The sequence below is a fragment of the Cupriavidus sp. GW823-FHT07A04 genome, from assembly GCF_058794615.1.
Genome location: NZ_JBXAHA010000008.1, coordinates 298,658 through 325,140 on the forward strand (window position 1 = coordinate 298,658; position 26,483 = coordinate 325,140).

Genomic DNA, 26,483 nt, shown 5'->3' on the forward strand with positions numbered 1-26,483 from the left:
CCGGTCGTTGTTAAACTCGCGGCATGGATACCATCGCAGCCGTGCCGCCAGACACGGCCCCCTCCCGCCCCGGCTCCGCCACGAGCATCATCCCGGTCCGTCACAACCTGATGAGCCTGCGCCGCCTGTTCTGGCTGCGCTGGGCGCTGATGGGCGGGCAAGCGGTGCTGCTGGTTTCGTGCGAGGCCGTGGCCGGCGTGATCCTGCCATACAGCCCCCTGCTGGCGATCCTGTCCCTGCAAGCGGTGTTCAACCTGCTCACCGGCCTGCGCCTGCGCATGCACACCAGCCGCGGCGGCATGCCGAGCGACGCCGAGCTGATGGGCCAGCTGATGGTCGACCTGACGGCGCTGTCGGCCAACCTGTTCTTCACTGGCGGCGCGACCAACCCTTTTGTCTCGTTCTACCTGCCGGGCCTGGCGATCGCCGCCGCGATCCTGCCGTGGCGCAACGTGATCGCGCTCGCCGCCTACGCGATGGCCTGCTACAGCCTGATGCTGATCGAGTATGTGCCGCTGAACCTGCACAACCCGGACAACGCCATCAACTATCACCTGGCCGGCATGTGGCTCAACTTTGTCGCCAGCGCGACCATGATCGCGGTCTTCGTGGCGCGCCTGTCCGGCGTGCTGCGCCAGCGCGACGCGGAGCTCAACCTGGCACGCGAACAGTTGCTGCGCGACGCGCGCATCGAAGCGCTGAACGACCAGGCCGCGGCGGTCGCCCACGAGATCGGCACGCCGCTGGCCACGCTGGCGGTCATCGCCGGCGAGCTGCGCGCCGATGCGGCGGACCCGCGCCTGGCCACCACGCAAGTGTCCGCCTACCTGCCGGACCTGCAGACCATGGAACAACAGCTCGAGCTGTGCAAATCGATCCTGGCCCGCCTGCGCGACGACCACGAGACCGCAGCGCCGCAGCGCATCGATGCGTGGCTGGACGGCTACGTGGAACGCTGGCAGTTGCGCCACCCCCATGCCCGGCTGGAAGCCAATGCCATTGGCGAAGCCGCGGCCCTGCCGGTGGAGGCCGCGCGCGTGGGGCAGATCCTGACGATCCTGCTGGACAACGCCGCGCGCAGCCAGCTGGCCGCGGGGCACGAGCAGATTCCGCTGCGCCTGGCCATCGCGCTGGAGAACAACCGCGCGCTGCCGACGCTGATCTTCCGCGTCACCGACCGCGGCCTGGGCATCCCAAAATCCCAGCGCGCGCGCCTGGGCGAAGCACCGATGACCAGCATGCACGGCGGCCAGGGCATTGGCGTGTACCTGGCGCAAAGCGCAGCCCAGCAGATGGGCGGCCGGCTGGCCTGGCATGACCACCACGAGGGCGGCACCGTGGCCGAGCTGCGCCTGCCCGCGCCTTCCCTGGCAGCCTTACCGGCCGCCTCACCGTTTGCCTCACCCCTGACAACGAGCCCGCGATGACCGACGCCCCCCACGATCCCGCCGCCGCCGGCGCACAGCCCGGCGCCAGCGATGCCGCTCCCTTCCTGGTCGTCGACGACGATGCCGTGTTCGCGGGCGCCCTGGCACGCGCGCTGACGCGCCGCGGCTACGCCGTGCAGATCGCCCATAACCGCCAGCAGGCGCTGGCGCTGGCGGCACAAACGCCGTTTGACTACATCACGCTGGACCTGCACCTGAGCGCGCCGCCGGAAGCCGGCAGCACCGCGCCAGCCGAGTCTGGCCTGCAACTGGTCGCGCCGCTGCGCGCGGCGTTGCCCGATGCGCGCATCCTGGTGCTGACGGGCTATGCGAGCATTGCCACCGCGGTGGCCGCGGTCAAGCACGGTGCTGATGAGTACCTGGCCAAGCCGGCCAATGTGGATTCGATCCTGACGGCGCTGATGGCCGGGGTATCGGAAGACGCGGCCGAAGCCGCTATGGAAGAGCCGGTGCCGCTATCGGTGGCCCGGCTGGAGTGGGAGCACATCCAGCGGGTGCTGTCCGAACACGAGGGCAACATCTCGGCCACCGCGCGCGCGCTCAATATGCATCGGCGCACGCTGCAGCGCAAACTGGGCAAGCGGCCGGTATCGCGCTAGGCGTTCGCCGCGAATCCGCAAGCTCAGAGGCGCAACTGCACGTAGTCCCAGTCCAGGTCCTCTTCCTGCCCGGCGGCTTGCTCGGCAATGCGCAGCGCGTCGCTGGCATGGCGGTCGGCACGCGAGCCGAGATCGCCGGCCTGCACGGCCAGTTCCACCGCGGCTTGCGGCGTGGTGCCGGCCAACACGGCGGGCTTCGCCACCACTGGCGCGCTCGCCTGGCGATGTACGGGCGCGGCCTCCGGGCGCACGCAGAGAAAGACAGTGGCCGCGGCAAGGCCGCAAAGTACGCCGAACGAGGACAGTAGCTCGCGTTTCATTTCGTTTCTCCTGCCAGGTTGGTGGTTGGGGATGCGGGTGCTAATCGGCCGGCTACGATCCTTCGATCGTGCCGGCCGCCACTTTGGCATTGCATCGCAACACGCACCAGCGTGCTTACGAATGCTTACCTGTCTTACGCTTCTCTTTACCAGCGTGTCTTATCTGGGTCTCTTACCAGCGTCTCTTACCAGCGTGAATCACGCTCCCACGCTTTCATTTCCTCTTCCACGCGCTCCTTGGTGTAGCCATAGCGCTCCTGGATCCGGCCGGCAAGCTGATCGCGCTTGCCCTGGATCTGGGTAAGGTCGTCGTCTGTGAGCTGACCCCACTTTTCCTTGACCTTGCCCTTGGCCTGGTCCCATTTGCCTGCGATTTGATCCCAATTCATGGTCGCTTCCTCTATCGTGGATGTCGTGGATGGGTGACGTGCCGACTTGGCGTGCTGGCTCAACCTGCTGAGCCAGCGCGCAGGCCAGTTACTTGGCGTACTTGGTCTTCACGTCAGCCAGGCACTTGTCCTTGGCGTCGCCGGACAGTGCATCGCACTTTTGCTTGTCAGCCTTGTAGGCGGCGTCCATGGTGTCCTTCTTGGCGTCGGCGCGCGCTTCGGCGACGTCGGTGCTGGTGCCGGTGGCGGCAGCCTTCTCGACCTTGGCCGAACCCAAGGCCCGCTCGTGGGCAAGCTTGGCTTCCTTCACGCACACATCCTTGTCATTGCCCTTGGCGTCGTCGCATTTTTCCTTGGCCACGCTGTAGTCGGCATCGGCCTTGACCTTGTCCGCCTTGGCGCGCGCCTTGGCGGTGCCATCGCGGGTCGCTTCGGCGTTAGCCTTGGCCACGTCCTCGTCGCGCTTGGCTTCCTTCACGCACACGTCCTTGGCGTTGTCCTTGAGGCTGTCGCACTGGGCGCGCGCGGCCTTGTAGTTGGCGCTGGCGGTCTTCACGGCCGCGTCGTAGTCCGCTTTGGAACCCGCGGGTGCGGCATGCGCCAGCGTGAAGGCCGCAGGGCCGGCAAACATCATCGAACACACTGCTGCGCTCAGCCATTTCTTCATCATGTCGTGCTCCTTTTTCAGTGGCGGATATTGTGGAGGGCAGTCTCGCTCTTGGCCTATGCCGGGTGCGATCCGCGTTTGCCCACACCGTAAGTACAGAGTACGCATGGGCGCCTCCGACAATCAGGCGTGACGCTCCGAAAGCCGCGTAAGACAATTCCGACATGATTTCCGGGGCACACGACGCCTGCGGCCCTGCGCCGCAGGGCCGCAGGCGTCCTTCGGCGCTAGACTGACGCGCTTTCCAGGAGAATCCACATGACCGCATCCCGCCTGCTGCCCGCAGTGACCATCGCGCTGGCCTCGCTTGGCGCAAGCTGGACGCCCGCCGCGTTCGCGCACATCGTGTTCGAGCAAAAGGCCGCGACGGCAGGCAGCTACTTCAAAGGCGCGCTGATGGTGGGGCATGGCTGTAACGGCAGCGCCACCCGCGCCATCACCGTGACCATCCCGGAAGGCGTGCAAGGCACCCATCCGCAGCCCAAGGCAGGCTGGCAACTGGAAGTGAAACGCGCGCCGCTGGCCAAGCCCTACACCTCGCACGGCAAGACCGTGAGCGAGGACGTGCGCACGCTGCGCTGGTTTGCCGGCTCGCTGGCCGACGCGCATTTCGATGAGTTCGTGATGCTGATGAAGCTGCCCGAGCAGGCCGGCAAGCTGTATTTCCCGGTGGTGCAGGAATGCGAGGACGGGCGCACCGAATGGACGCAGATCCCCGCGGATGGCCAGAGCCTGCGCGAGCTGAAGACGCCGGCGGCAGCGCTGGAGCTGACCGCGCCTATGCCGGCGGGGCATGCGCACGCGCACTGAGCGGGCGTATTGCAAAACGACAAAGGGCGCACCGAAGTGCGCCCTTTGTCGTCTGGATCGTCTGGATGCCGCTGAACCGGGCTAAGGCTTACAGCACGTAGCGCGACAGGTCTTCGTTGCCGGCCAGGTCGCCCAGGCGCTCATCCACATAGGCCGCGTCGATGGTGACCGTCTCGCCCGATGACTTGGTGGCATGGAAGGACAGGTCCTCCAGCAGCCGCTCCATCACCGTGTACAAGCGGCGTGCGCCGATGTTCTCGACCTTCTCGTTGACCGAGAAAGCGATCTCGGCCAGGCGGCGGATGCCATCCGGCGCGAACACCAGCTGCACCTGCTCGGTGTTCAGCAGCGCCTGGTATTGCTTGGTCAGGCTGGCGTCGGTCTGCGTCAGGATGGCCTCGAAGTCGGAGACCGACAGCGATTCCAGCTCGACGCGGATCGGGAAGCGCCCTTGCAGCTCGGGGATCAGGTCGCTCGGCTTGGACAGGTGGAAGGCGCCCGAGGCAATGAACAGGATGTGATCGGTCTTGATCATGCCGTACTTGGTGTTCACCGTGGTGCCCTCGACCAGCGGCAGCAGGTCGCGCTGCACGCCCTGGCGCGACACTTCGGCGCCGCCCACGTCGCTGCGGCTGGCGATCTTGTCGATCTCGTCGAGGAAAACGATGCCGTTCTGCTCGACGTTGGCCACCGCCTTGTGCTTGACCTCTTCGTCATTGAGCAGCTTGGCGGCTTCCTCGTCGATCAGCAGCTTGAAGGCTTCGTGCACCTTCATCTTGCGGCGCGCCTTCTTGCCCTGGCCCAGGCCGGCAAACATGGTGCGGATCTGCTCGGTCATGTCTTCCATGCCCGGGGGACCCATGATGTCCATGTTCGGCGAGCCGGCGGCAACCTCAAGCTCGATCTCCTTGTCGTCGAGCTGGCCTTCGCGCAGCTTCTTGCGGAACACCTGGCGCGTATTGGAATCCTTTTCCTCGGGCTGATTAAAGCCGATATCGCGCGGCGGCGGCAGCAGCACGTCGAGCAGGCGGTCCTCGGCGGCTTCCTCGGCCTTGGCGCGCACCTTCTTCATTTCGGATTCGCGCGCCTGCTTGACCGCCATCTCCGCGAGGTCGCGCACGATGGTGTCCACGTCGCGGCCCACGTAGCCCACCTCGGTAAACTTGGTGGCCTCGATCTTGATGAACGGCGCATCGGCCAGCTTGGCCAGGCGGCGCGCGATCTCGGTCTTGCCGACGCCGGTCGGCCCGATCATCAGGATGTTCTTGGGCGTGATTTCCTGGCGCAGGGGTTCTTCCACCTGCTGGCGGCGCCAGCGATTGCGCAGCGCAACCGCTACCGCCTTCTTGGCCTTGTTCTGGCCGATGATGTGCTTGTCGAGTTCGGAAACAATTTCCGACGGGGTCATGGTATGCGACATGGTATCCGTTCAGAGGAAGACGACGGACCGGAGCGGTGCGGCATCCGGGCCCAGGCGGCCACGCAACAGGTCATTGCGCGGCCGGCCGACGCTCATTCCAGCGTCTCGATGACGAAATTGGTGTTGGTGTAGATGCAGAGCTCGCCGGCAATGCCCAGCGACTTCTCGACGATGTCCTTGGGCGAAAGCTCGGTGTTCTCCACCAGCGCCTTGGCGGCCGACTGGGCATAAGCGCCGCCCGAGCCGATCGCGGCCACGCCGCCTTCGGGGTCGAGCACATCGCCGTTGCCGGTGATCACCAGCGTGGTGTCGCGGTCGGCGGTGATCAGCATGGCCTCGAGCCGGCGCAGCGCGCGGTCCGAGCGCCAGTCCTTGGCGAGGTCGACGGCGGCGCGGGTCAGGTTGCCCTGGTACTTCTCCAGCTTGGCTTCGAAGCGGTCAAGCAGCGAGAAGGCATCGGCAGTGCTGCCGGCGAAGCCAACCAGTACCTTGCCGTTGTAGATGCGGCGGACCTTGCGTGCCGTGCCCTTCATCACAATATTGCCGAGTGTGACCTGGCCGTCACCGCCGACTGCAACCTGGTTGCCGCGCCGGACGCTGACGATGGTAGTGCCGTGATACTGTTCCATGATGGCTTCGCGAGAATGTGTCAGGGAGGTAGGTGGCGACGGCTGCGGTGAATTCAAGGGCCGGCGCAAGCGGCTCTGCGTGCGCATCCGTTGCCGCACCGAAGGCAACCAGAACAATATAGACGAGGCGGCGTTGGCTGCGCGCGGCCAACGCCGCTGGAAGACAAAAGGCCACGCATTGCGCGTGGCCTTTTCACCATCCGCGGGCGGGTGCCGGCGGACGAACCGGATCTTGCGTCTGGTCAGTCTGCGTAGACGCCGGCCTTCTTGATCACCGGGCTCCACTTGCCGATTTCCCCGGCCAGGAAGACCTTCAGCGATTCCGGCGTGGCGCGCTGCGCGGGCACGGCTTCGGCGCCCAGCTCAGCCATCTTGGCGCGGAAGTTGGGGTCCGTCACTGCTTTTTGCAGCGCTGCCGAGAGCTTGTCCACCACCGGCTTGGGCGTGCCCTTGGGCGCGTACATGGCGTGCCAGATCTTCACTTCGACGCCCGGCAGGCCTTGCTCGGCGGCCGTCGGGATGTCCTTGAAGGCTTCCACGCGGCGGCTCTGCATGGCGGCGTACGGCTTGAGCGCGCCCGCCTTGAGCTGGCCGGCGATATTGGTGGTCTGGTCGCACATCAGGTTGACCTGGCCGCCCAGGATATCGGTCAGCGCCGGCGCCGTGCCCTTGTAGGGCACCGTGGTCAGGTCGGTCTGGATCGCGCTCAGGAACAGCAGGCCGCACAGGTGCGAGGCCGAGCCGATGCCAGCGTTGGCCAGCGACAGCTTGCTGGCATTGGCTTTGATATAGGGCAGCAGTTCCTTGAAGCTGGCGGGCGGCAGGTTCTTGTTGCCAATCATCACCATCGGCACGTCGGCGATCTCGCCCACGGTTTCGAAGTCCTTGAGCGGATCGAAGCCGAGGTTGCGGTACAGCGCCGGCGCGGTGGACATGCCGATATGGTGGATCAGGATGGTGTAGCCATCACCCTTGGCCTGCGCAACCTTCTTGGCACCGATGGTGCCGCCAGCGCCGCCCAGATTCTCGATCACCATCGTGGTACCCAGGTGCTTGGACATGATCATGACCAGCTCGCGCGAGACCTTGTCGGTTGGGCCGCCCGCGGCAAAAGGCACCACCACCGATACCGGCTTGCTGCCGGGGAATTCCTCTGCTTGCGCGCCCGCATGCACTCCCATCACGCCGACCGTCAGCGCGGCAGCCACAAACTGTGCAACTCGTTTCATGCTATCTCCTGGATACCCTGCTATTCCCGTCCCGACACTGCCCCGGCCGGAGTGGCGCGCCCTGTCGGGCGCTGCCATTCCTGCGCTGCCGGCCCGATCCGGGCGGCAGCGCCGACCATGACGCGGGCACAGCGCATACGGCCGCGGCGGCTTGGGCCGCGCGACCGGAGCGCAATGCTATCAATGTCGAAAAGTGGCAAATATCCGGAATAACCCGCTAAGACATTTCTTCGCAAAGGTGCGCTAAATGTATCGAACTCGACGCAGCCTGCGGGAATCGGTGCGCAACGGGAGAACCACAGGAGACCAACGGAAGCTCAACAGAAGATCAACGGAAGAAGCCGAGCATTTCCTCCTGCAGCACCCCCGGCGCCTCCTCGGGGATGTAATGCCCGCAGGGCACCGCGCGGCCGCTGACCTCGCTCGCCACCTCTTGCCACAGCGCCAACGGCTCGAAACAACGCGCCACCACGCCATGCTCGCCCCACAGCACGCGCAGCGGGCAATCCAGCCGGCGGCCATCGGCGCGGTCCGCCCGGTCATGGTCCAGGTCGATGGTGGCTGCCGCGCGGTAGTCCTCGCACATGGCATGCACGTGGGCCGGATCGCGCATGGCGGCGGTGTAGGCGGCCATCGCCTCGGGCGCGAACGGGCTCAGCCCGGCGTGGCGCAGGCCCATCAGCTTGTTGAGATAGAACTCGGGCTCCGCGTTGATCAGCGTTTCCGGGAATGGCGCCGGCTGGATCAGGAAGAACCAGTGCCAGTAGGCGGCGGCAAATGCCATGCTGGTGCGTTCGTACATGGCCAGCGTGGGAGCAATGTCCAGCAGCATGGCGCGCGTGACCCGGCCGGGATGGTCCGCGATCAGCCTATGCGCCACGCGCGCGCCGCGGTCGTGGGCGCATAGCGCAAAGTGGTCGAAACCCAGCTGCGCCATCACCGCCACCTGGTCCTGCGCCATCGCGCGCTTGCTGTAGGTTTCAAAGCCGGCCTTGCCCGGCGGCGCGCTGCTGCTCCCATAGCCGCGCAGGTCGGTGGCGATCACGGTGAAGTGGTCGGCCAGCGCGGGTGCCGCCTTGTGCCAGATCAGGTGGCTCTGGGGATGGCCATGCAGCAGCAACAGCGGCGGCCCGGAGCCGCCGCGCACGCCGGCGATCTCCAGGTCGCCGATGTGCAGGCGAAAGGGCTCGAAATTGGGGAACAGCAGGGCGCTGGCGTCGTTCTGCATGTAGTGTCTCCTCGGGTCTCGGGGGCCTGCTGGCGATGATAGACGCAAACCGCTGGCGCGACGGCGCGCGGGCCGAGGACGGCCGCCAGGGTGCCGAGTTGACGCAACTGAATTGCATCACCCGGGGCGCTATGGTTAAATCGGTCCATGAGCAGCAGCCCCTCCCCCACCCAGGCCATGCCTGGATCCGCCATGCCCCCCGCGCCGGCCACCCTGGACGCAGCCCACGAACGCCTGCGCGAGCTGGGTGCGCGTGTGACCCAACCGCGCCTTGGCATCCTGGCCTGCCTGATGGAAAGCCACGAGCCGCTGACCCACCAGGCCGTGATCGACCGCATGCCGGCCGATGGCGAAGCGATCGACCGCGTGACCGTGTACCGCGTGCTCGACTGGCTGGTCGAGCAAGGGCTGGCCCAGAAACGGGCCGGCCACGACCGGGTCTTCCGCTTCAGCCTGGTCGAGCATGAGGCCGCGCGCGCGCAGGTGCACCGGCAGCACAGCCACTTCCATTGCAACCGCTGCGACCGCACCTTCTGCCTGGACGGCGTCAGCGCGCCGGCGCAAGCCGCGCCCAAGGTGCCGAGCGGCTTTGCCGTGGAGCATGTGGAGCTGACCGTGAACGGCGTTTGCGCCGAATGCGGCGCACGCACCCCTGGCAAGCATGGCTGAGCGGCGTCACCGCCCGCTCGCTAGATAAACGAACAAGTTACCCAAACCAGACTTACCCCGCGCACGACAGGCCAAAGCGGCATCCCTTCCCGGAGAAAACAATGTCCAAACTGATCCCGGTCACGATCCTGACCGGCTTCCTCGGCAGCGGCAAGACCACCCTGCTCAAGCGCATCCTGAGCGAGCAGCACGGCATGAAGATCGCCGTGATCGAAAACGAGTTCGGCGAAGAGAACATCGACAACGAGATCCTGGTGCAGGATGGCCGCGAGCAGATCGTGCAGATGAGCAACGGCTGCATCTGCTGCACCATCCGCGGCGACCTGGTGGCGGCGCTGTCCCAGCTGATGACCCGCCGCGACGCCGGCGAGATCGATTTCGACCGCGTCGTGATCGAAACCACGGGCGTGGCCAATCCGGGCCCGGTGGCCCAGACCTTCTTCATGGACGACGAGATCGCCCAGCGCTACCTGCTGGACGCCGTGATCACCCTGGTGGACGCCAAGCACGCCAACCAGCAGCTCGACAAGCAGGAAGAAGCGCAGCGCCAGGTGGGCTTTGCCGACGCCATCTTCGTCACCAAGGCCGACCTGGTGCCGGAAGGCGAGATCGCCGACCTGCGCCACCGCCTGCTGCACATGAACCCGCGCGCGCCCGTGCGCACGGCGCATTTCGGCGAAGCGCCGATCGACACAATCTTTGACCTTCGGGGCTTCAACCTGAACGAAAAGCTGGAAATCGACCCGGATTTCCTGCGTGCCGAGGCCGAAGAGCATGATCACGACCATGCGCACGAGCACACTCACGGCGACCACTGCGCCGATGACTGCGGCCACGATCATCATGACCAGCACGGTCACGGCCATGATCACAAGCACGACCACCACCATCACCACCACCACACCGACCGCATCGGCTCGTTCGTCTTCCGTAGCGAAAAACCCTTCAATTACGCCAAGCTGGAGGAATTCCTGTCTGGCATCCTGTCGGTCTACGGAGAAAACCTGCTGCGCTACAAAGGCGTACTCTATATGGACGCGGTGGACCGGAAAGTGGTCTTCCAGGGCGTGCATCAGCTGATGGGCAGCGATATTGGCGCAAAATGGGGCGATGAAACCCCCGGCACCAAGATGGTCTTCATTGGCGTGGACCTGCCCAAGGACGCCATCCTGAAGGGCCTGGCCACCTGCCTGGCCTAAAGCCGGCAGGCAGCGCCGCCCGCCCTGCCGCCCCCCCTCGTCGGAGGGGGGCCGGGATATCAGGGAAAACTCCCCGCTTTTCTCCCATATCTCCAAAATTTTTGTTCAAGTACAATAGGCTGGATTTAGTGCGGGTAACGTAGCCTTTTGTCTTTTGGCCATTTGGTCATTTGGTCATTTGGCGATGGTGCCCGCAATGCAGGGCGGCGGTCGTCGTCAGCATGAGGCGGGCTGCCGGCAGGTGCGGTCGCAGTGCTTTATGCGGAGACCGCCCTCCGCTTGGGGCACCCGTCACGCGCCGTCATCGATCGACGCGAGAGAGAGGTGTCCCATGGTAGCCGCAACGAAAACGAAACAAAGCCGCAGCAAAAGCAGCAACGCTGCGGCCGAGACGCTGAAGGCGCAGTCCATGGAGGCTGCGCCTGCTCCCCGCGGCAGTACGGCGCACGCCGGTGCGGGCGAGGCCAAGGGAGGCACGCACAGCAGCCAGTCTGCAGCCAGCCAGAGCGAAACCTCCGCGCCGCGCAAGCGGCCGGACACTGCACCCGAGCGGACCAAGACGCCGCCGGTCGCACCAACAAGAGAATCAGCAGCAACCATGAGCAGCAATAAACTTCTGACTGAAGCTGAAATCCTGAAGATGGGCGACAAGGATTACATGAACGAAGCGCAGCTTGGCTTCTTCAAACATCGCCTTGAGCAGCTGCGCGACGATATCCTGAAAAACGCCGACCAGACCACCGAGCACCTGCGCGAAACGGTCATCGTGCCGGATCCGGCGGACCGCGCCACCATCGAGGAAGAGCACGCGCTGGAACTGCGCACGCGCGACCGCGAGCGCAAGCTGCTCAAGAAGGTCGAGCAATCGCTGGCCCGCATCGAGTCCGGCGACTACGGCTGGTGCGAGGAAACCGGCGAGCCGATCGGCGTGCCGCGCCTGCTGGCCCGGCCCACCGCCACGCTGTCGCTGGAAGCCCAGCAACGCCGCGAACTGCGCCAGAAGCTGTTCGGCGACTGATTCCGCGACTGCCCGGGGCTTGTCGCCCCGCGCGCCAGACGGCCCGGTTCTCCGGGCCGTTTTGTTTGAGCGGCACGACACCGGCAGGCATCGCCTGCCATTCATCATTCGCCTTTGTGGTGTCACAGGCACGGGCCTATCATTAGGAACGGCGGGATTCGTGCGGCCATCGCGCGCCCCGAATTGCCTGCTTTCCCCCTTGCTTTCTGATACAGTCGCAACTTTGTTGCAATAACACGCGCCCCAACCCCGGCGCGACTCGATGCCATGGCCGATCGCCTGCCCGTCACCGTGCTGTCCGGATTCCTCGGTGCCGGCAAGACAACCCTGCTCAATCATGTCCTGGCCAACCGCGAAGGCAAGCGGGTGGCCGTGATCGTCAACGACCTGGCCGACGTCAACATCGACGCCCGCCTGCTTGGCGATGGCATGCTGGCGCAGGCTGGCGAGCGCCTGATCGAGCTGACCAATGGCTGCATCTGCTGCACGCTGCGCGAGGATCTGCTGACCGAGATCGGCAAGCTGGCGCGCGAGGGCCGCTTCGATTACCTGCTGGTCGAGTCGACCGGGGTCGCCGAGCCGCTGCCCATCGCGGAGACCTTTACCTTCGAGGATGAGCAAGGCGTGGCGCTGGACACCGTCGCCCGCCTGGATACCATGGTGACGGTCGTCGATGCCGCGCACTTCCTGCAAGACTTCAACGAAGCCGACTTCCTCCAGGACCGTGGCCAGGCGCGCGACGAGGACGACGACCGCACGGTGGTCGACCTGCTGATCGAGCAGGTCGAGTTCTGCGACGTGGTCGTGCTCAACAAGCTCGACCTCGTCAGCGAGGCCGAGTGTGAGCGCCTCGCCGGCATCCTGCATTCGCTCAACCCGCGCGCGGCCATCGTGCCGGCCAGCTTTGGCAAGGTACCGCTGGACAGCATCCTCGACACCGGCCGCTTCGACTTCGACGCCGCCGCCGCCGCCCCGGGCTGGCTGGCGGAACTGCGCGGCGAACACGTGCCGGAGAGCGAGGCCTACGGCATCGGCAGCTTCGTCTACCGCCGCCGCCGCCCCTTCCATCCGCAGCGCTTCGCCGAGCTGATCCACACCGAGTGGCTGCGCGAGCATGGCAATGTGCTGCGCTCCAAGGGCTTCTTCTGGCTGGCCACGCGCATGCACGCAGCCGGCACCTGGGGCCAGGCAGGCGGCGTGTGCCGCCACGGCGGCGCCGGCGCCTGGTGGGCCGCGCTGGATTCGTCCGAATGGCCGGAAGACGAAGCAGGCCGCGCCGAGCTCGAAGCCGATATGACGGTGGATGGCAAACCCGCGCCATTTGGCGACCGGCGCCAGGAACTGGTGCTGATCGGCCAGGACCTTGACCGCCCCACGCTCGAAGCGCTGCTGGACGCCTGCCTGCTGACCGACGCGGAAATGGCTGCTGGCCCGGATGCCTGGGCGCAGTACGCCGACCCGTTCCCGAGCTGGGACGACGGCCTGGACGATGACGGCCACGAGCATGGCGACGACTGCGGTTGCGATGACCCTGGCCACGATCACGGCGGCCATGGCCACTGAGGCCGTTCGGCCCTGGCAGCGCCTGCAGCGCCGGCGCGAGCGCGGCCTCGGCCTGTGGCCGGCGCTCTGGCTGGCGCTGTGCCTGCTGCTGGCCCAGCATGCCGGACTGACACACCGTATTCATCACGGTGGGCTGTTCAGCCCGACGCTACAGGCCGCCGCCGGCAATGGCGAGGCTGCCCTGCCTGTTACCGGCGCCAACGACAACGAGATCCAGGTCACCGATAGCGCCCGGGCAGATCCCGACCTGCCGCTCTCGCTCAAGCTGGCGGGGCACTTCTGCGTCTTGTTCGACGGCGCCACCGTGGCCGCCAGCCATTGCGGCACGCCGGCCATGCCGGCGCTCACGCACCTGCAGTCGCCGGTGCCGTTCAGCGTGGGCTGGCGCCGGCCCGACCTGCAACATCCCCAGCCTTTCCGCTCGCGCGCCCCTCCGGCCGTTCACGCTCTCGCCTGAAACCCGGGCCGCGGTTGCCAAGCCGCCGCCCGCCGCCTGTCGCATCGCGCCGCGCTCCTGAATCTTGCTGCCCGCCACCGTCCCGCGCATTTAGCGCCGGACGGCGTGCGACCGGCATCCGGACGCTGGCGTCACGCGCTCGAAAGCACCCAAGAACAATGCGAGCCATGTCTTTCCGCCTCCAACAAACCCATATCCTGCGGCGCACGCCGCTCGCCGCCGTGGCGGCCCTGATCGCCTCCGCCTCCGTTTCCACAGGCGTGTTCGCGCAAAGCGCCCCGGCTGCATCGACGGCTGCGGCAGCACCCTCCGCCCCGACCACGCTGCGCGAGGTGGTCATCACAGCCAACCCGCTGGGCAGCGAGCTCACCGACCTGGTGGCGCCAGTCTCCACCCTCAGCGGCGATGCCCTTGCCGTGCGCCAGGGCAGCACGCTGGGCGACACCCTGGACAAGCTGCCGGGTGTGTCCTCCAGCTACTTCGGCCCGAACGCCAGCCGCCCGATCATCCGAGGCCTGGACGGCGACCGCATCAAGGTGCTGCAGAACGGCGGCACCACGGTCGACGCCTCCACCCTGTCCAACGACCACGCCGTGCCAATTGATCCGCTGGTGGCCGAGCGCATTGAAGTGGTGCGCGGCCCCGCCGCGCTGATGTACGGTGGCAACGCCATCGGCGGCGTGGTCAACGTGATCGACAACCGCATCCCGAAGGAGCCAATCCAGGGCATCGGCGGCGCGGTGGACGCCAGCGCCACCGCTGGCGGCGACAGCGCGCGCAACGCCAGCGGCCTGCTCGAGGCCGGCAATGGCCAGATCGCCATCCATGCCGACGCCTTCGCCCGCAAGACCAGCAACCTGCGCATCCCCGGCTACGCGCGCAGCGCCAGCGTGCGCAACAGCCAGCCGCTGCCGGAGGGCGAAAGCGAGGCCTACGGCCGCCTGCCCAACAGCAACGCGCAGCAGTCGGGCGGCTCGCTGGGCGGCGCCTACACCTGGGCTGACGGCTTCGTCGGCGCCAACTACAGCGAGTACCACAACGAATACGGTACCCCCGCCGAAGACACCGTGCGGCTGCAGATGCGCCAGCAACGCTTCGCGCTCGAAGGCGAGGCGCGCAACCTGGCCGGCAACACCGGCGGCTTCATCGAGTCGGTCAAAGGCAAGTTCAGCTACACCGACTACGAGCACAAGGAAATCGACGCGGGGCAGACCGGCACCATCTTCAAGAACAACGGCTGGGACGCACGCTTCGAGGCCAAGCACGCGCGCATCGGCAACATGACTGGCGTGATCGGCACCCAGTTCGGCTCGACCCGCTTCTCGGCGCTTGGCGAGGAGGCCTTCGTGCCGAGCACCGACACCGACAACGCCGCGCTGTTCATCTTCGAGGAAATGCCGCTGACCGCCAGCGGCGACCTCAAGCTCAACCTGGGCGGCCGCATGGACCACACCAGCGTGAAGGCGCAGGCCAACGGCAACGACCGCTTCTCCGACGCCAGCCGCAGCTTCAACGCCGGCAGCGCCTCGGCCGGCCTGCTCTACAAGCTGGCGCCGGCCTGGTCGCTGACCACCAACCTGGCCTACACGGAGCGCGCCCCAACCTTCTACGAGCTGTACGCCAATGGCCCCCACGTGGCCACCGGCTCGTGGGAGCAGGGCGACCCCAACGCCGCCAAGGAACGCGCCACCTCGCTGGACCTGGGCGTGCGCTTCAAGTCAGGCCCGCACAGCGCCGGCCTGTCGGGCTACTACAGCCGCTTCGCGAACTACCTGGCGCTCACCAACACCGGGAGCGCGCGCGACGCGGAAGGCGATTTCGTCGCGCCCGGCGGCGCCGGCGCATTGCCCGTGATGCAATACATGGGCGTGCCCGCCACGCTGTACGGCTTCGAGGCCGAAGGCAAGGCGCGCGTCGCGCAGAAGCTGCTGACCGGCAGCGACACGCTGGACCTGGAGGCCCGCGCGGACTACGTGCACGGCGAGAACCGCAACACCGGCCAGCCGCTGCCGCGCCTGTCCCCGCTGCGCCTGGGCGGCGCGGTGGTATACGGCGCCGGCCCGTGGGGCGCGCGCGCGGACGTGACCTACGCCGCCCGCCAGACGCGCGTGCCGTCCAACGACACGCCCACCGATGCGTACACCTTGCTGGGCGTGTCCATCACGTACAAGTTCAAGATGGCGGGCACCCAGACGCTGGTCTACCTGCGCGGCGACAACCTGACCAACCAGGACGCCCGCAGCGCCACCTCGATCCTGCGCGACATTGCGCCGCTGGCAGGGCGCAGCGTCAAGCTGGGCGTGCGCACAACGTTCTAAGCAGCACCGCGGCGGCGGGTCTTGCCCGCCCCGCGTGGTAACAATCTGGTATCGGTGCCGGCATGATGGCGCACGGGGGATAGAATCCGCATGGTGCGCGCGCGGCACACGGCCGCGCGCTCCTGGATCTTCCCGAGCCCGCCCATGTCCGGTACCGAACCCGCAAACGCTTCAGCGGCTGCAGCCGCCGCTGCCCCCGCCTTCACCCGCCCGCGCTGGCTGCGCGACCTGCTGCGCTTCCTGCCGCTCAAGAGCCAATTCGTGCTGTCGGGCAGCGTACGCGACCTGCAGGCCTGCGAGGTGGCGCCCGGCGTCATCGCGCCGCAGTCCTTCGCGTTAGCCATGCATGGCGCCCTGCGCGAAGCGGGCTACGCCCATGTTTTTCTCTACGACCCGATAGCAGGCTTCCAGGCGCTGTGCGCGCCCGGCGAAGACAGCAAACCGGCCGAGGCCATCCTGCAGCAATTCGGCCTGACCGTGAGCGAAGGCCGCGCCAATGCCGGCATCGACCTGCTCGGCGCCACGCTGGAGCGCTTCGCCGCGCACCCCGGCGAGCCGCTGGCGCTGATTGTGGATTTCGCTTCGCGGCTGCTCACGCGCGCAGACAACCCCAGCCCCGCCGAACACCAGTTGTTCACCCGCGCGCTGGTGCTGTCGCACCAGGTCCGCTCGCGCCCGGCCGGCACGGCGCGCAAGCCCTTCTTCAACAGCATCCTGTGGGTGGTCGACAAGGAAGGCGACCTCCCCGACTGGCTGCTGGTGGGCAACCCGCGCCTGCGCCATATCCCAGTGGCCAAGCCCGATCACCACGCCCGCCGCGCGCTGGCACCGGCGCTGCTGCGCGGCCTGGCGGGCGCGCAGGACGCCGATGCGCAGGCCATCCAGCAGGCGCAGCAGGCTTTCGTCGATGACACCGAGGGCATGCTGCTGCTCGATCTGAACGCCATCGCGCAACTGGCGCGCGTAGAAGGCGTGCCGCTGGCCCAGGTGGCCGACGCGGTGCGCCGCTACAAGGTGGGCGTCACCGAGGACCCCTGGCTGAAGATCGATCGCAACCGCATCCGCGGCGCGAGCGAATTCATTAGCCGCCGGGTCAAGGGCCAGGGCCACGCGGCCACGCACATGCTCGATATCGTCAAGCGCGCCATGACCGGCGTGGGCGGCGGGCGGCGCGGCGGACGGCCGCGCGGCGTGGCCTTCCTGGCCGGGCCCACCGGCGTGGGCAAGACCGAGCTGGCCAAGACCATCACCAGCCTGCTGTTCGGCGACGAGAGCGCCTACATCCGCTTCGACATGTCCGAGTTCAGCGCCGAGCACGCCGACCAGCGCCTGATCGGTGCGCCGCCCGGCTACGTCGGCTATGACGTGGGCGGCGAGCTGACCAACGCGATCCGCGAAAAGCCCTTTGCGGTGGTGCTGTTCGACGAGATCGAGAAGGCCCATCCGCGCATCCTCGACAAGTTCCTGCAGATCCTGGACGACGGCGTGCTGACCTCGGGGCGCGGCGACCGCGTGTATTTCTCCGAGGCGCTGATCGTGTTCACCTCCAACCTGGGCATCTACCGCACCGGCGCAGATGGCCAGCGGGTGGCCAACGTCAACCCGGCCGAGCCCTTCGAGGCGGTACAGGCCAAGGTGCGCAGCGAGATCGAGCGCTACTTCAAGCTGGAGCTGAATCGCCCGGAGATCCTCAACCGCATCGGCGAGAACGTGATCGTGTTCGATTTCATCCGCGCCGATATCGCCGCGCAGATCTTCACGCAGATGGTGGACAACGTGCTGGCCGACCTGGCGCGCCAGGACCTGCACCTGAGGCTGGCCGCCGGCGCATTGCAAGCGCTGCGCGAGCGCTGCCTGGCCGATCTCACCAACGGCGGGCGCGGCATCCGCAACCAGGTCGAAGCCCACCTGCTAAACCCGCTGGCGCGCGCGCTGTTCGACCAGGACGCGCAGCCGGGCGAGCGCTTCGAGATCGCCGGCCTGACAACCGGCGCCTTCACGCAGCTCAGCCTGCAACGCCTGTGAGCGGCGCCGAGGCAGCGCTGGATTTGTCGCGCTTGCATTTCCCCGTCACGACGCTCGGCCCAGGGCAGCGCGTCGGCATCTGGCTGCAAGGCTGCTCGATCCGCTGCCCCGGCTGCATCTCGGCAGACACCTGGCAGGCCGGTAGCGGGCGCAGCGTGAGCGTGACAACGTTGATGGCGACGCTGGCACCCTGGCTGGCACAGGCCGAGGGCGTCACCATCTCGGGCGGCGAGCCGTTCGAGCAGCCCGAGGGCCTGATGGCGCTGCTGCATGCGCTGCGCGCGGCCTGCCCGCTCGACATCCTGGTCTACAGCGGCCATCCCATCGAAGCGCTGGCACCCGTGCTGGCGCGCGCCGACGGCCTGATCGACGCGCTGATATCCGACCCGTTCGCGCTGCGCGCGCCGCAGACGCTGGCGCTGCGCGGCAGCGACAACCAGCGCCTGCACCTGCTCACCCCGCTTGGCCGCGCGCGCTTCGGCGCCTTCGAGCGCCCGCTGGCCGCACACGATCGCGCGCTCGACCTGATGTTCGACGACGACGGTACCGTGTGGCTGGCCGGCATCCCCCGGCGCGGCGACCTCGGGCGGCTGCGCGCGCTGCTGCAGGCCCAGGGCCACACCATCACCATCACCGAGGACCGCGCCGCCAGGCGGCCCGAACCCAACGGATACTCCCAGCCATGATGCGTTTTTGCCCCAACTGCCAGACCGAACGTTCACTGGCGGAGATCTTCTGTGAAGGCTTGTTCGGCCACGCGCCCTGCGGCTGGGACCTGTCTGGCGAAGCGATCCATGCGCCGGGCTGGCGCCCCGCGGCAACAGCAACCACCGCTACGCCTGCCGCCGCGCAGCAGGCGTCCGGCGTAGCGCCAGGCCACTGCCTCAATGGCCACCCGATGGCCGCCGACGACCTGATCTGCCTGCAATGCGGTGCCGATCCGGCAGGCGATGTGCTGAACGCCAACGCCGAAGCCAACGCCGAAGCCAACGTCATCGCCGGCTGGCGCCTGCTGCACCGCATCGCCAGCACCGACGGCGTGCGCGAGCGATATGCCGCGCAGCAGGTCGATACGCAACGCCACGCCGTGCTGACGCTCTACCGCGCCGGCGCCGAGCCCGACCCGGCCGTCTACGCGCTGCTGCAACGCCTGCCGCGCGCTCACGTGCCAGAGATCCTTGTCACCGGGCGCTGGCAGGAGCGTGCCTATGAAGTGGCCGAGGAACTCAGCGGCGGCACGCTGGCCGACCTTGGCATCGTCGCCGGCGACCTCGAGCGGATTCGCCATATCGTGCGCGAGCTTGGCGAGGCGCTGCATGTGTTCTCGGAAGCCGGGCTGCGCCACCGCGACCTGCGCCCCGGCACGCTGCTGGTGCGCCAGCGCGAGCCGCTCGACCTGGTGGTCAGCGGCTTCGGCTCGGCGCGGCTGTCGGACTTCGACCTCGACATCGTCTCGCCGCTGGAGACCTCGCGCTATATGGCGCCCGAAGCCATCGCCGGCGGCGTCGCGGCCGCCTCCGACTGGTGGAGCCTGGGCATGATCCTGCTGGAGCAGGTCACCGGCGGCGCCTGCTTCGCGGACATCCATCCGCAGGCCTTCCTGATCCACGTGCTGGCCAACGGTGTGGCGCTGCCCGATGACCTCGATCCCGAATTGCGCCTGCTGCTGCGCGGCCTGCTGGCGCGAGACCGCAATCAGCGCTGGCAATGGCCGCAGGTGCAGGCATGGCTGCATGGCGAGGCAGTCGATACCCCCGCCGACAGCAGCGAGCAGGCCACCGAGCACGACAGCAGCGCCGCCAGCGCCATCGAACTGGGCGGCCGGCGCTACCGCAGCCCGGCGCAGCTTGCACTCGCCGCCGCGGAAGCCGGCAACTGGGACCAGGCCGGCGACCACCTGCGGCGCGGCGTCATCGTGACCTGGGCGCAGGATGCCGCGCTGCCCGCGCAGCGCCTGTCCGGCCTGCGCGAAGTGGCGCGCAACGAGGGCCTGGAAGACGATTTCCGCCTGATGCTCGCCCTCAAGCTGCTCAACCCGGAAATGCCGCTGATCCTGCGCGGCGACATTGTCACGCCGGGCTGGCTGCTGCAGCATCCACAGCAGGGCTACGCGCTGCTCGCAGGCCTGGCGCCCGACCTGCTGTCCCGCTTCGACAACGAGCACTGGCTGGTCCGCCTCAAGATCCGCGCGGCCCAGGTGCGCCAGCGCGCGCGCAGCCTGGAGATCGAGCTTGACGAGGACAGCCTGCGCATCCACTTGTTGTCGAGCTCGCGCGCGCGTCTCGCCGCGCTGTGGGAGGCGCGCCGGCGACTGCTACCGGACAGCAGCCATGCCGGCGTGCTGTCGCTGGCCGAGCGCCGGCTGATTGGCGAGGAAGACCTGATCGTGCTGCTGTCCGCCGCGCCCGGCCAGTTCCGCTCGATCGATGCGATCGTCGAGCAAGCCGCGGCGCTGGCCCGGCGCGAGGACGTGCTCGCGTTCAGCGACAACACCGCGCGCGCCTGGCTCGAACAGGGCCGGCAGGTGATCTGGCAGGCGGTGGACGCGCGCCTGGAAGGCTTCGCGCGCAGCAGCGTGGCCGCGGTCGATGGCTGGGCCGCGCAGTTCCGCCTGGAGCGGCGGCTGCCGCTGGCGCAGGCGCTGGTGCTGCTGGCGGTGCCGCCAGAGCAATGGCTCGCGCCGCAAAAGCAGCAATACGTGGCCGACATCCTCGACTTCTTCCAGAAGAAGGTGGCCACCGCCGTGCTGCGCGGGCCGCTGGTGCGCATGAGCATCGGCAAGACTACCGCGCGCATCGACCTGCGCGAGCTCGACAGCGCGCGCCGTCCCGCCGGCGCGTTGCTCGACCACTTGCTCCAGCGCAATGCGCAGCCGATCTCGCTGGACCCCGCCCTCTTCGGCGAGCGCCGCGAGCTGGAGCTGCGCCTGCAGAGCCTGTACCGGCACAGCACGCTCTACCGTCGCGATACCGGCATCGACGGCCTCTACCTCGGCTTTCCGTTCCTACTCACGCGCGACGCGCGCGGCAACACCAAGACCCGCATCGCGCCAGTGCTGTTGTGGCCGGTCAAGCTGCTGCTGGAAGTCGGCAGCCGGGGCCAGGCAGCGCTGGCCTTCGACGGCGAGCGCGAAGAGGTGCGCCTGAACCCGGCGCTGGAAGCGCTGCTGGGCATGGAGGCCAGCCGCCGCTGGCGCGACGCCGCCGACGAGCTGCTGGGGCGCTCCGCGCTCAAGGCCGGCGAGGTGATGGACGCCTTCGGCACGCTGGCCAGCGCGAGCGAGCGTGTGCTGGGGCGCCTGCCCGGACTCGACACGCAGGTGCAGCCTTATCAGGACGCCCTGTCGTGCGCGGCAGTGCTGTTCCATGTCACCTTCATGGGCCAAGCGGTCGGCGAGGACCTGCGGCAGCTCAAGACCCTGCCTGGCGGCGGCACGGGGCTGGAGACCGCGTTGCGGCTGGGCGCGGGCCATGCTGCCGCGCCGGATGCCGACGCTGCAACCGAAGCGGCCGACGCCACCGACGCCACGCAGCCGCCAGAGCGCGAGCGCTACTTCACCGTGGCGAGCGATCCCTCGCAGGAAGCGGCAGTGTTGCAGGCGCGGCGGGCGCCGGGACTGCTGGTCGAAGGCCCGCCCGGAACCGGCAAGAGCCAGACCATCGTCAATATGGTGGCCGATGCGCTCGGCCGCCAGCGCAGCCTGCTGATCGTGTGCCAGAAGCAGGCCGCGCTCGACGTGGTGCGAAAGCGGCTGGTTGCCGAAGGACTGGAGCAGCGCATCGTCATGTTGAGCGACGTGAACCGCGACCGCGAGCCGGTGATCCGTGGCGTGCGCGAGCAGCTCGAGGCGCTGTTGAAGACGCCTGACGCCGGTCCGCCCGCATGGCGCGCGCAACGCGAGCGCGTCGCCGCGCGCATCGAAGCGCTGGAGGGAGAACTGGACCGCCACCAGCAAGCACTGCACCAGGTCGATGCGCGCATTGGCCTGAGCTACCGCGCCTTGCTGGGCGAACTGGTGGCGCTGGAACAAGGCGGGCCACCGCTGGACGTGCCGGCGCTGCGCGCCAGGCTGGAGCCGCTCGACACCGCCAGCCTTGCAGCGCTGGAAGAAGCCTGCGCACCGCTGGCCCGGCACTGGCTGCCCGCGCGTTTCGAAGGCAGCCCGCTGGCGCGCCTGCGCCCCTTCGCCACCGACAGCGCCACGCTCGCCGATTTCAGCGAGAACTTCGAGCGCCTGGTGCAAACTGAACAAGCGCGCGCCGATGTGCTCGCGCACCGTCCCGCGGCATTCGAAGTCGAAGATCCCGGCCCGCATCGCGCATGGCTCGCCAGCCACGGCGACGCGTTGCTCGCGCTCGACGACGGGCGCCGCGCCGACCTGGCACGCTGGCTGCCACTGTTCCGTGCGCTGGGCGCAGCGCCGGCCAGCACGGCCTCTTGCGCGACCACTCGCGGCGCCGCACTGCTGGCGCAGCTCGCGCAGGTGCAACAGCAGCTCGCCGACTGCCCGCAGGACGCGCATGATGCCGTGCTGTCGCCCGCGCTGGCCGCACTCGACGCAGGCGAACTCGCCGCAGCGGTCGCACGCGCCGAGCAACTGGCGACGCCCGCCGGCCTGCTTGGCCGCCTTAGCCCGGCGCGCTGGCTGCGCCAGCGCAAGCAACTGGCCTTGCTGCAACGCTGCAGCGGCAATGCCGCGGCCGGGACGGATTCCAGCCGGCTGACGGCGCTGGCCATGGCAGCGCGGCTGGAACAGCAATGGCGCGCGCCACGCCAGGCCCTGCGCGACATCCTGCAACACCTCTCGCTACCCGCGCCCGCCACCGACGCCGGCCCGGCACTCCCTGCGCTATGCGCCGACGCGCAGGCCCGCCTGCACGATGCAGCGGCAATGTGCGATCGCCTCGCGCAAGCCCCTCGCGCCGAGCAGGTCGAAGCCGCGCTCGCCAGCGGACGGCGCGAGACGGTGGTCGCCTTGCTGGCCGGATTCGACGCGGCTTTCGCGCGCTGCGAAGCACGCCGCCTCAGCCACGCCGCGCTGCAACGCCTGGCCGGCTGGTGCGAGCCGGATTGGATTGCCGCCTGTGATGAAGCCATTGGCGGCAACAAGAACAGCGCGCCTTTGACGGCGCCGCTTGCGGCGGCATTGCCCACGCTGCCGGCCTATCAGCGGTTCCGCAGCCGCGCCAGCCAGCTCGGCCCTGACGCGCTGGCCGTGTTCGCCACGCTGCGCGACAAGCAGCAAGCGCTCGAAGCGATACCGGCCGACACGCTCGAGGCCGAGGTGCGGCGCCTGCTCAACCGGGAGGCGCGCCTCGCCTGGAAGCGGCAACTTGAGCTGCATCACCCGGCGCTGCAACTCGAACGCGGCGAAACCGAGGCGCGCGTGAGCGCGCTGGCCGCCGCCGACGTCGAGATGCGGCGGCTCAACCGCGCACTGCTGGTTCATGGCATCGAGCGCAGCCGCGTGCGCCCGCTCAAGGAATGGGAGGACATCACCCGCCTCACCGGACGGCGCGCGCGCAGGCTACGGGAGTTCATCGAGCTGGGTGCGCCGCTGGGGCTCATGGCGCTGCGCCCGGTGTGGCTGATGAACCCCGACGTGGCTAGCCGCGTGCTGCCGCTCAAGGCAGGGCTCTTCGACACCGTGATCTACGACGAAGCCTCGCAGATGCCCATCGAGTACGCGTTGCCGACCCTGTTCCGCGGCCGCGTCGCGGTGGTCAGCGGCGATGAGAAGCAGATGCCGCCGACCAGCTTCTTCTCCAGCCGCATCGAGAGCGACGAGGCCGAGCTGTTCGACGGCGAGGCCCCTGACGAAAACGCCGACGAGGCCGTGCAGGACGCCTTTGACGAGGAGTGGAACCGGCGCGAGATCAAGGATTGCCCCGACCTGCTGCAACTGGCCCGCACCACCTTGCCCAGCGCCACGCTGCAGATCCACTACCGCTCGGCCTACCGAGAACTCATCGGCTTTTCCAACGCTGCGTTCTATGGCAGCCGGCTCAGCGTGCCGGTGCGCCATCCGCGCACGCGCATCCTGCAGGACAAGCCCGTGGAGCTGATCCGCGTGGACGGCCTCTACCAGAACCAGACCAACCCCGCTGAAGCCGAGAAGGTGGCAGACCTGCTCGCCACGCTATGGCAGGCGCCGTTCGCCGAGCGGCCCTCGGTGGGCGTGGTCACCTTCAACCGCAAGCAGGCCGACCTGATCGAAGAAGTGCTGGAGGCACGCGCCTCGCGCGACGGCGATTTCCGCGCCGCCTACCGCGAGGAACGCGAACGCAGCGAAGGCGGCGAGGACATGGCGGTATTCGTCAAGAACGTGGAAAACGTGCAGGGCGACGAGCGCGACATCATCGTGTTCTCCACCACCTTTGGCCGCAATGGCCAGGGGAGCTTTCGCCGCAACTTCGGCGTGCTCGGCCAGAAGGGCGGCGAGCGCCGCCTGAATGTAGCCGTCACGCGGGCACGCCGCAAGGTGGTAATGGTGACCTCGATGCCCATCTCCGATATTTCCGACATGCTGTCCACGCGCCGCGCGCCGGCCATCCCGCGAGACTTCCTGCAAAGCTATCTTGAGTATGCCCGCACGCTGTCCGCCGGTGAATTCCCCGCCTGCGAAGGCCTGCTCGGCAGGCTCCAAGGCGAACGGGCGGAAAGCGCGCGCAGCGCCGGCAGCGAAGTCGACGATGCACCCCAGGACGGTTTCAAGGCCGCGGTAGCCAGCTATGTCCGCAGCCTCGGATGGGAGCTCGCGCCGGCCAGCGAAGGCGACGCCTTCGGGCTGGACTATGCCATCGAGGACCCGCGCACCGGCCTGTATGCGCTGGGCATCGAATGCGATGCGCCGCGCCACGCGCTGCTGGCCCGCGCCCGTGCCCGCGAGATCTGGCGCCCTTCGGTCCTGGCGCGCGCCATCGCGCGTATGCACCGCGTTTCCTCGCACGGCTGGTACCACGATGGCGAGAGCGAGCGTGCACGCCTGAAGGCAGCGATCGAAACCGCCACGCGCCCGGCGGTGCAGCTGGACGAAGCGCTGGGCGAAACCGCCACGCATGCCGCCGCCGAAGCGGCATCGACAGGAGCGACGCCATGAGCGGCCCCAAGGTAGTCCGGGTAGTCACCCGGGAAGAGCGCATCGCACGCGGGCGCGACCAGCTCGCGCGACTCGACCACGCCATCGCCAACTGGAGCCACGAAGGACAGCGCCTGGGACAGCTCGACCAAGCCACGCTGGCGGCCACGCGCGAGCGCCGCGCCGGCCTGCAGGCGCTGCTGGAAGCCGATCGGTTCGAGGCGCTGCAGCGCGGCGCCGCGGCTGAGCTTGCCTTCCTGCAGGGCGATCTCGAGGCATGCCGGCAGCGTTGCGCGGAGCAAGCCGGACAGGCCCGCCAGCAGCAGCGGCAGTTGATGCAGAACGCCGCCACATTGCGCCGCGCGGATCAGCAGCGGGGTCAGCAACGGGCTTTGCCAGCGGATTTGCTGACGGCGCTGCAGGCCATCGAAGACGGCACCCTGCATGGCCCGCAAGCGCAGGCTGCGCTTGCACGCGGCTTCACCCTGATGGCGCCGCCGGAAGAGCAAGCCGCGCTGAGCGATGCGCAGCGCGCGCTCGCCAACGCCCTGTCGGCTGGCGAGCCCACTGAAACGCTGTCGCAATGGCAGGCGCGCCAGCCCGGCGCCACCGATGCGCGCCTGCGCCAGATCGATCGTCACATCGGCATGCTGGAAGCGCTGGATGACCACGACGCCGCCGCCGGCTTCGCCGCGCGCGCAGCCAACGCCCAGGCCGAGACGGCATCGGCACGGCACAGCATGCTGCTGGACAGCCTGTTGCTGGATCTTGCCGCGGCAGCGCGGGAGCGCCAGGTGCGTGCCGCCTGCCTGCTGCGCCTGGATACGCTGGCGGCGCGCCTGGACAGCCTTGGCACGTTGGGATCCGGCGCCCCGGATCAGGACGCTCTCGCCCTGCGCAAAATCATCGACATTGCGCGCCAGGCGGCGGACGCAGCCACCATCGGTGCGCAATGCGAGCACGGCGAAGCAATGCTCGAAACCCTGCTCCAGCGTCAAGCCGCGCTCGCCCGCCGCGAGGCCGTGCTGGGAGGCCTGGCCAGCCTTGGCTACGAGGTGCGCGAAGGCATGGCGACCGCATGGGCAGAGCACGGCAAGGTGGCGCTGCGCAAGACTGCCACGCCGGGCTATGGCGTGGAACTTGGTGGCGCCGGCGACAGCGCACGGCTGCAAGTGCGCGCCGTGGCCTTCTCCGAGACACGCGACACCAGCCGCGACCGTGATATCGAGACCCTCTGGTGCGGCGAATTCACCCGTTTGCAGGCACTGGTGGCGCAGCGTGGCGCAGGCATCGAGATCGAGCGCGCGCTGCCGGTGGGCGCCGCGCCATTGCGGGTCGCGACGCTGGAGAACGATCCCGCGCAGGCTGCCCCCGCGACGGCTGCGCCGCTGCAGCGCACGCTGCCACGCGCGTAGCC

Annotated in this window: 20 protein-coding genes; 13 read left to right on the forward strand and 7 right to left on the reverse strand. The window is 68.2% G+C overall.

What is annotated here, in order from left to right; genetic code table 11:
* Positions 1–23: 23 nt before the first annotated feature.
* Together AC1Q7Q_RS16350 and AC1Q7Q_RS16355 are read left to right on the forward strand one after the other, a co-directional pair.
* A complete protein-coding gene (locus AC1Q7Q_RS16350) occupies positions 24–1,427 on the forward strand; it encodes an ATP-binding protein (RefSeq protein WP_492374307.1) in 1,404 nt (467 codons plus the stop codon).
* Complete coding sequence (locus tag AC1Q7Q_RS16355) at positions 1,424–2,047, forward strand: response regulator transcription factor (RefSeq protein ID WP_492374306.1); 624 nt, start codon at positions 1,424–1,426, stop codon at positions 2,045–2,047. Before AC1Q7Q_RS16350 ends, AC1Q7Q_RS16355 begins: the two co-directional genes overlap by 4 nt.
* Positions 2,048–2,070: 23 nt before the next feature.
* Here the strand turns inward: AC1Q7Q_RS16355 and AC1Q7Q_RS16360 are convergent, their stop codons facing one another.
* The 3 genes from AC1Q7Q_RS16360 to AC1Q7Q_RS16370 form a co-directional block, all read right to left on the reverse strand.
* Positions 2,071–2,367, reverse strand: coding sequence for a hypothetical protein (locus tag AC1Q7Q_RS16360; protein ID WP_492374305.1), 297 nt, complete (start codon positions 2,365–2,367; stop codon positions 2,071–2,073).
* 185 nt (positions 2,368–2,552) lie between these two features.
* Entirely contained in the window at positions 2,553–2,756 is a 204-nt protein-coding gene (locus AC1Q7Q_RS16365) for a CsbD family protein (RefSeq protein WP_150989795.1), read from the reverse strand.
* 88 nt (positions 2,757–2,844) lie between these two features.
* Entirely contained in the window at positions 2,845–3,426 is a 582-nt protein-coding gene (locus AC1Q7Q_RS16370; protein ID WP_492374304.1) for a hypothetical protein, read from the reverse strand.
* Between the two features lie 255 nt (positions 3,427–3,681).
* Between AC1Q7Q_RS16370 and AC1Q7Q_RS16375 the strand changes: the two genes are divergently transcribed.
* Positions 3,682–4,233: a YcnI family copper-binding membrane protein gene (locus AC1Q7Q_RS16375; RefSeq protein WP_492374303.1), complete on the forward strand. Its 552-nt coding sequence runs from the start codon at positions 3,682–3,684 to the stop codon at positions 4,231–4,233.
* An 88-nt stretch (positions 4,234–4,321) separates the two neighbouring features.
* On the opposite strand, the gene hslU is transcribed toward AC1Q7Q_RS16375, so the two are convergent.
* The 4 genes from hslU to AC1Q7Q_RS16395 all read right to left on the reverse strand — a co-directional run bounded on the left by hslU (position 4,322) and on the right by AC1Q7Q_RS16395 (position 8,739).
* Positions 4,322–5,653 (reverse strand): ATP-dependent protease ATPase subunit HslU, encoded by a 1,332-nt coding sequence (gene hslU, locus AC1Q7Q_RS16380; RefSeq protein WP_150989789.1) that lies wholly within the window; start codon positions 5,651–5,653, stop codon positions 4,322–4,324.
* Between the two features lie 92 nt (positions 5,654–5,745).
* Positions 5,746–6,282, reverse strand: a complete 537-nt coding sequence (gene hslV / locus AC1Q7Q_RS16385) for an ATP-dependent protease subunit HslV (protein ID WP_006162714.1) — start codon at positions 6,280–6,282, stop codon at positions 5,746–5,748.
* Between the two features lie 242 nt (positions 6,283–6,524).
* Positions 6,525–7,511, reverse strand: a complete 987-nt coding sequence (locus tag AC1Q7Q_RS16390) for a tripartite tricarboxylate transporter substrate-binding protein (RefSeq protein ID WP_492374302.1) — start codon at positions 7,509–7,511, stop codon at positions 6,525–6,527.
* A gap of 328 nt (positions 7,512–7,839) precedes the next feature.
* Positions 7,840–8,739: an alpha/beta fold hydrolase gene (locus AC1Q7Q_RS16395; RefSeq protein ID WP_492374301.1), complete on the reverse strand. Its 900-nt coding sequence runs from the start codon at positions 8,737–8,739 to the stop codon at positions 7,840–7,842.
* A gap of 147 nt (positions 8,740–8,886) precedes the next feature.
* Between AC1Q7Q_RS16395 and AC1Q7Q_RS16400 the strand changes: the two genes are divergently transcribed.
* From AC1Q7Q_RS16400 to AC1Q7Q_RS16445, 10 genes are all read left to right on the forward strand, one after another.
* On the forward strand, positions 8,887–9,408 hold the full coding sequence (locus AC1Q7Q_RS16400) for a Fur family transcriptional regulator (RefSeq protein ID WP_492374300.1): 522 nt from the start codon (positions 8,887–8,889) through the stop codon (positions 9,406–9,408).
* Between the two features lie 101 nt (positions 9,409–9,509).
* A complete protein-coding gene (locus AC1Q7Q_RS16405; RefSeq protein WP_492374299.1) occupies positions 9,510–10,607 on the forward strand; it encodes a CobW family GTP-binding protein in 1,098 nt (365 codons plus the stop codon).
* A gap of 598 nt (positions 10,608–11,205) precedes the next feature.
* Complete coding sequence (gene dksA / locus AC1Q7Q_RS16410) at positions 11,206–11,625, forward strand: RNA polymerase-binding protein DksA (protein WP_006164034.1); 420 nt, start codon at positions 11,206–11,208, stop codon at positions 11,623–11,625.
* Between the two features lie 267 nt (positions 11,626–11,892).
* Positions 11,893–13,188 carry a zinc metallochaperone GTPase ZigA gene (gene zigA, locus AC1Q7Q_RS16415; protein ID WP_492374298.1) on the forward strand — a complete coding sequence of 432 codons (1,296 nt, stop codon included), beginning with the start codon at positions 11,893–11,895 and terminating at the stop codon, positions 13,186–13,188.
* Positions 13,178–13,645: a hypothetical protein gene (locus tag AC1Q7Q_RS16420; RefSeq protein WP_492374297.1), complete on the forward strand. Its 468-nt coding sequence runs from the start codon at positions 13,178–13,180 to the stop codon at positions 13,643–13,645. Before zigA ends, AC1Q7Q_RS16420 begins: the two co-directional genes overlap by 11 nt.
* A gap of 167 nt (positions 13,646–13,812) precedes the next feature.
* Complete coding sequence (locus tag AC1Q7Q_RS16425) at positions 13,813–15,963, forward strand: TonB-dependent receptor (protein WP_492374296.1); 2,151 nt, start codon at positions 13,813–13,815, stop codon at positions 15,961–15,963.
* A 144-nt stretch (positions 15,964–16,107) separates the two neighbouring features.
* Complete coding sequence (locus AC1Q7Q_RS16430; RefSeq protein WP_492374295.1) at positions 16,108–17,988, forward strand: AAA family ATPase; 1,881 nt, start codon at positions 16,108–16,110, stop codon at positions 17,986–17,988.
* Positions 17,985–18,674 (forward strand): 4Fe-4S single cluster domain-containing protein, encoded by a 690-nt coding sequence (locus AC1Q7Q_RS16435; protein WP_492374294.1) that lies wholly within the window; start codon positions 17,985–17,987, stop codon positions 18,672–18,674. The genes AC1Q7Q_RS16430 and AC1Q7Q_RS16435 overlap by 4 nt, the downstream gene beginning before the upstream one ends.
* Complete coding sequence (locus tag AC1Q7Q_RS16440) at positions 18,671–25,087, forward strand: AAA domain-containing protein (RefSeq protein ID WP_492374293.1); 6,417 nt, start codon at positions 18,671–18,673, stop codon at positions 25,085–25,087. Before AC1Q7Q_RS16435 ends, AC1Q7Q_RS16440 begins: the two co-directional genes overlap by 4 nt.
* A complete protein-coding gene (locus AC1Q7Q_RS16445; protein ID WP_492374292.1) occupies positions 25,084–26,481 on the forward strand; it encodes a hypothetical protein in 1,398 nt (465 codons plus the stop codon). The genes AC1Q7Q_RS16440 and AC1Q7Q_RS16445 overlap by 4 nt, the downstream gene beginning before the upstream one ends.
* Positions 26,482–26,483 lie beyond the last annotated feature (2 nt).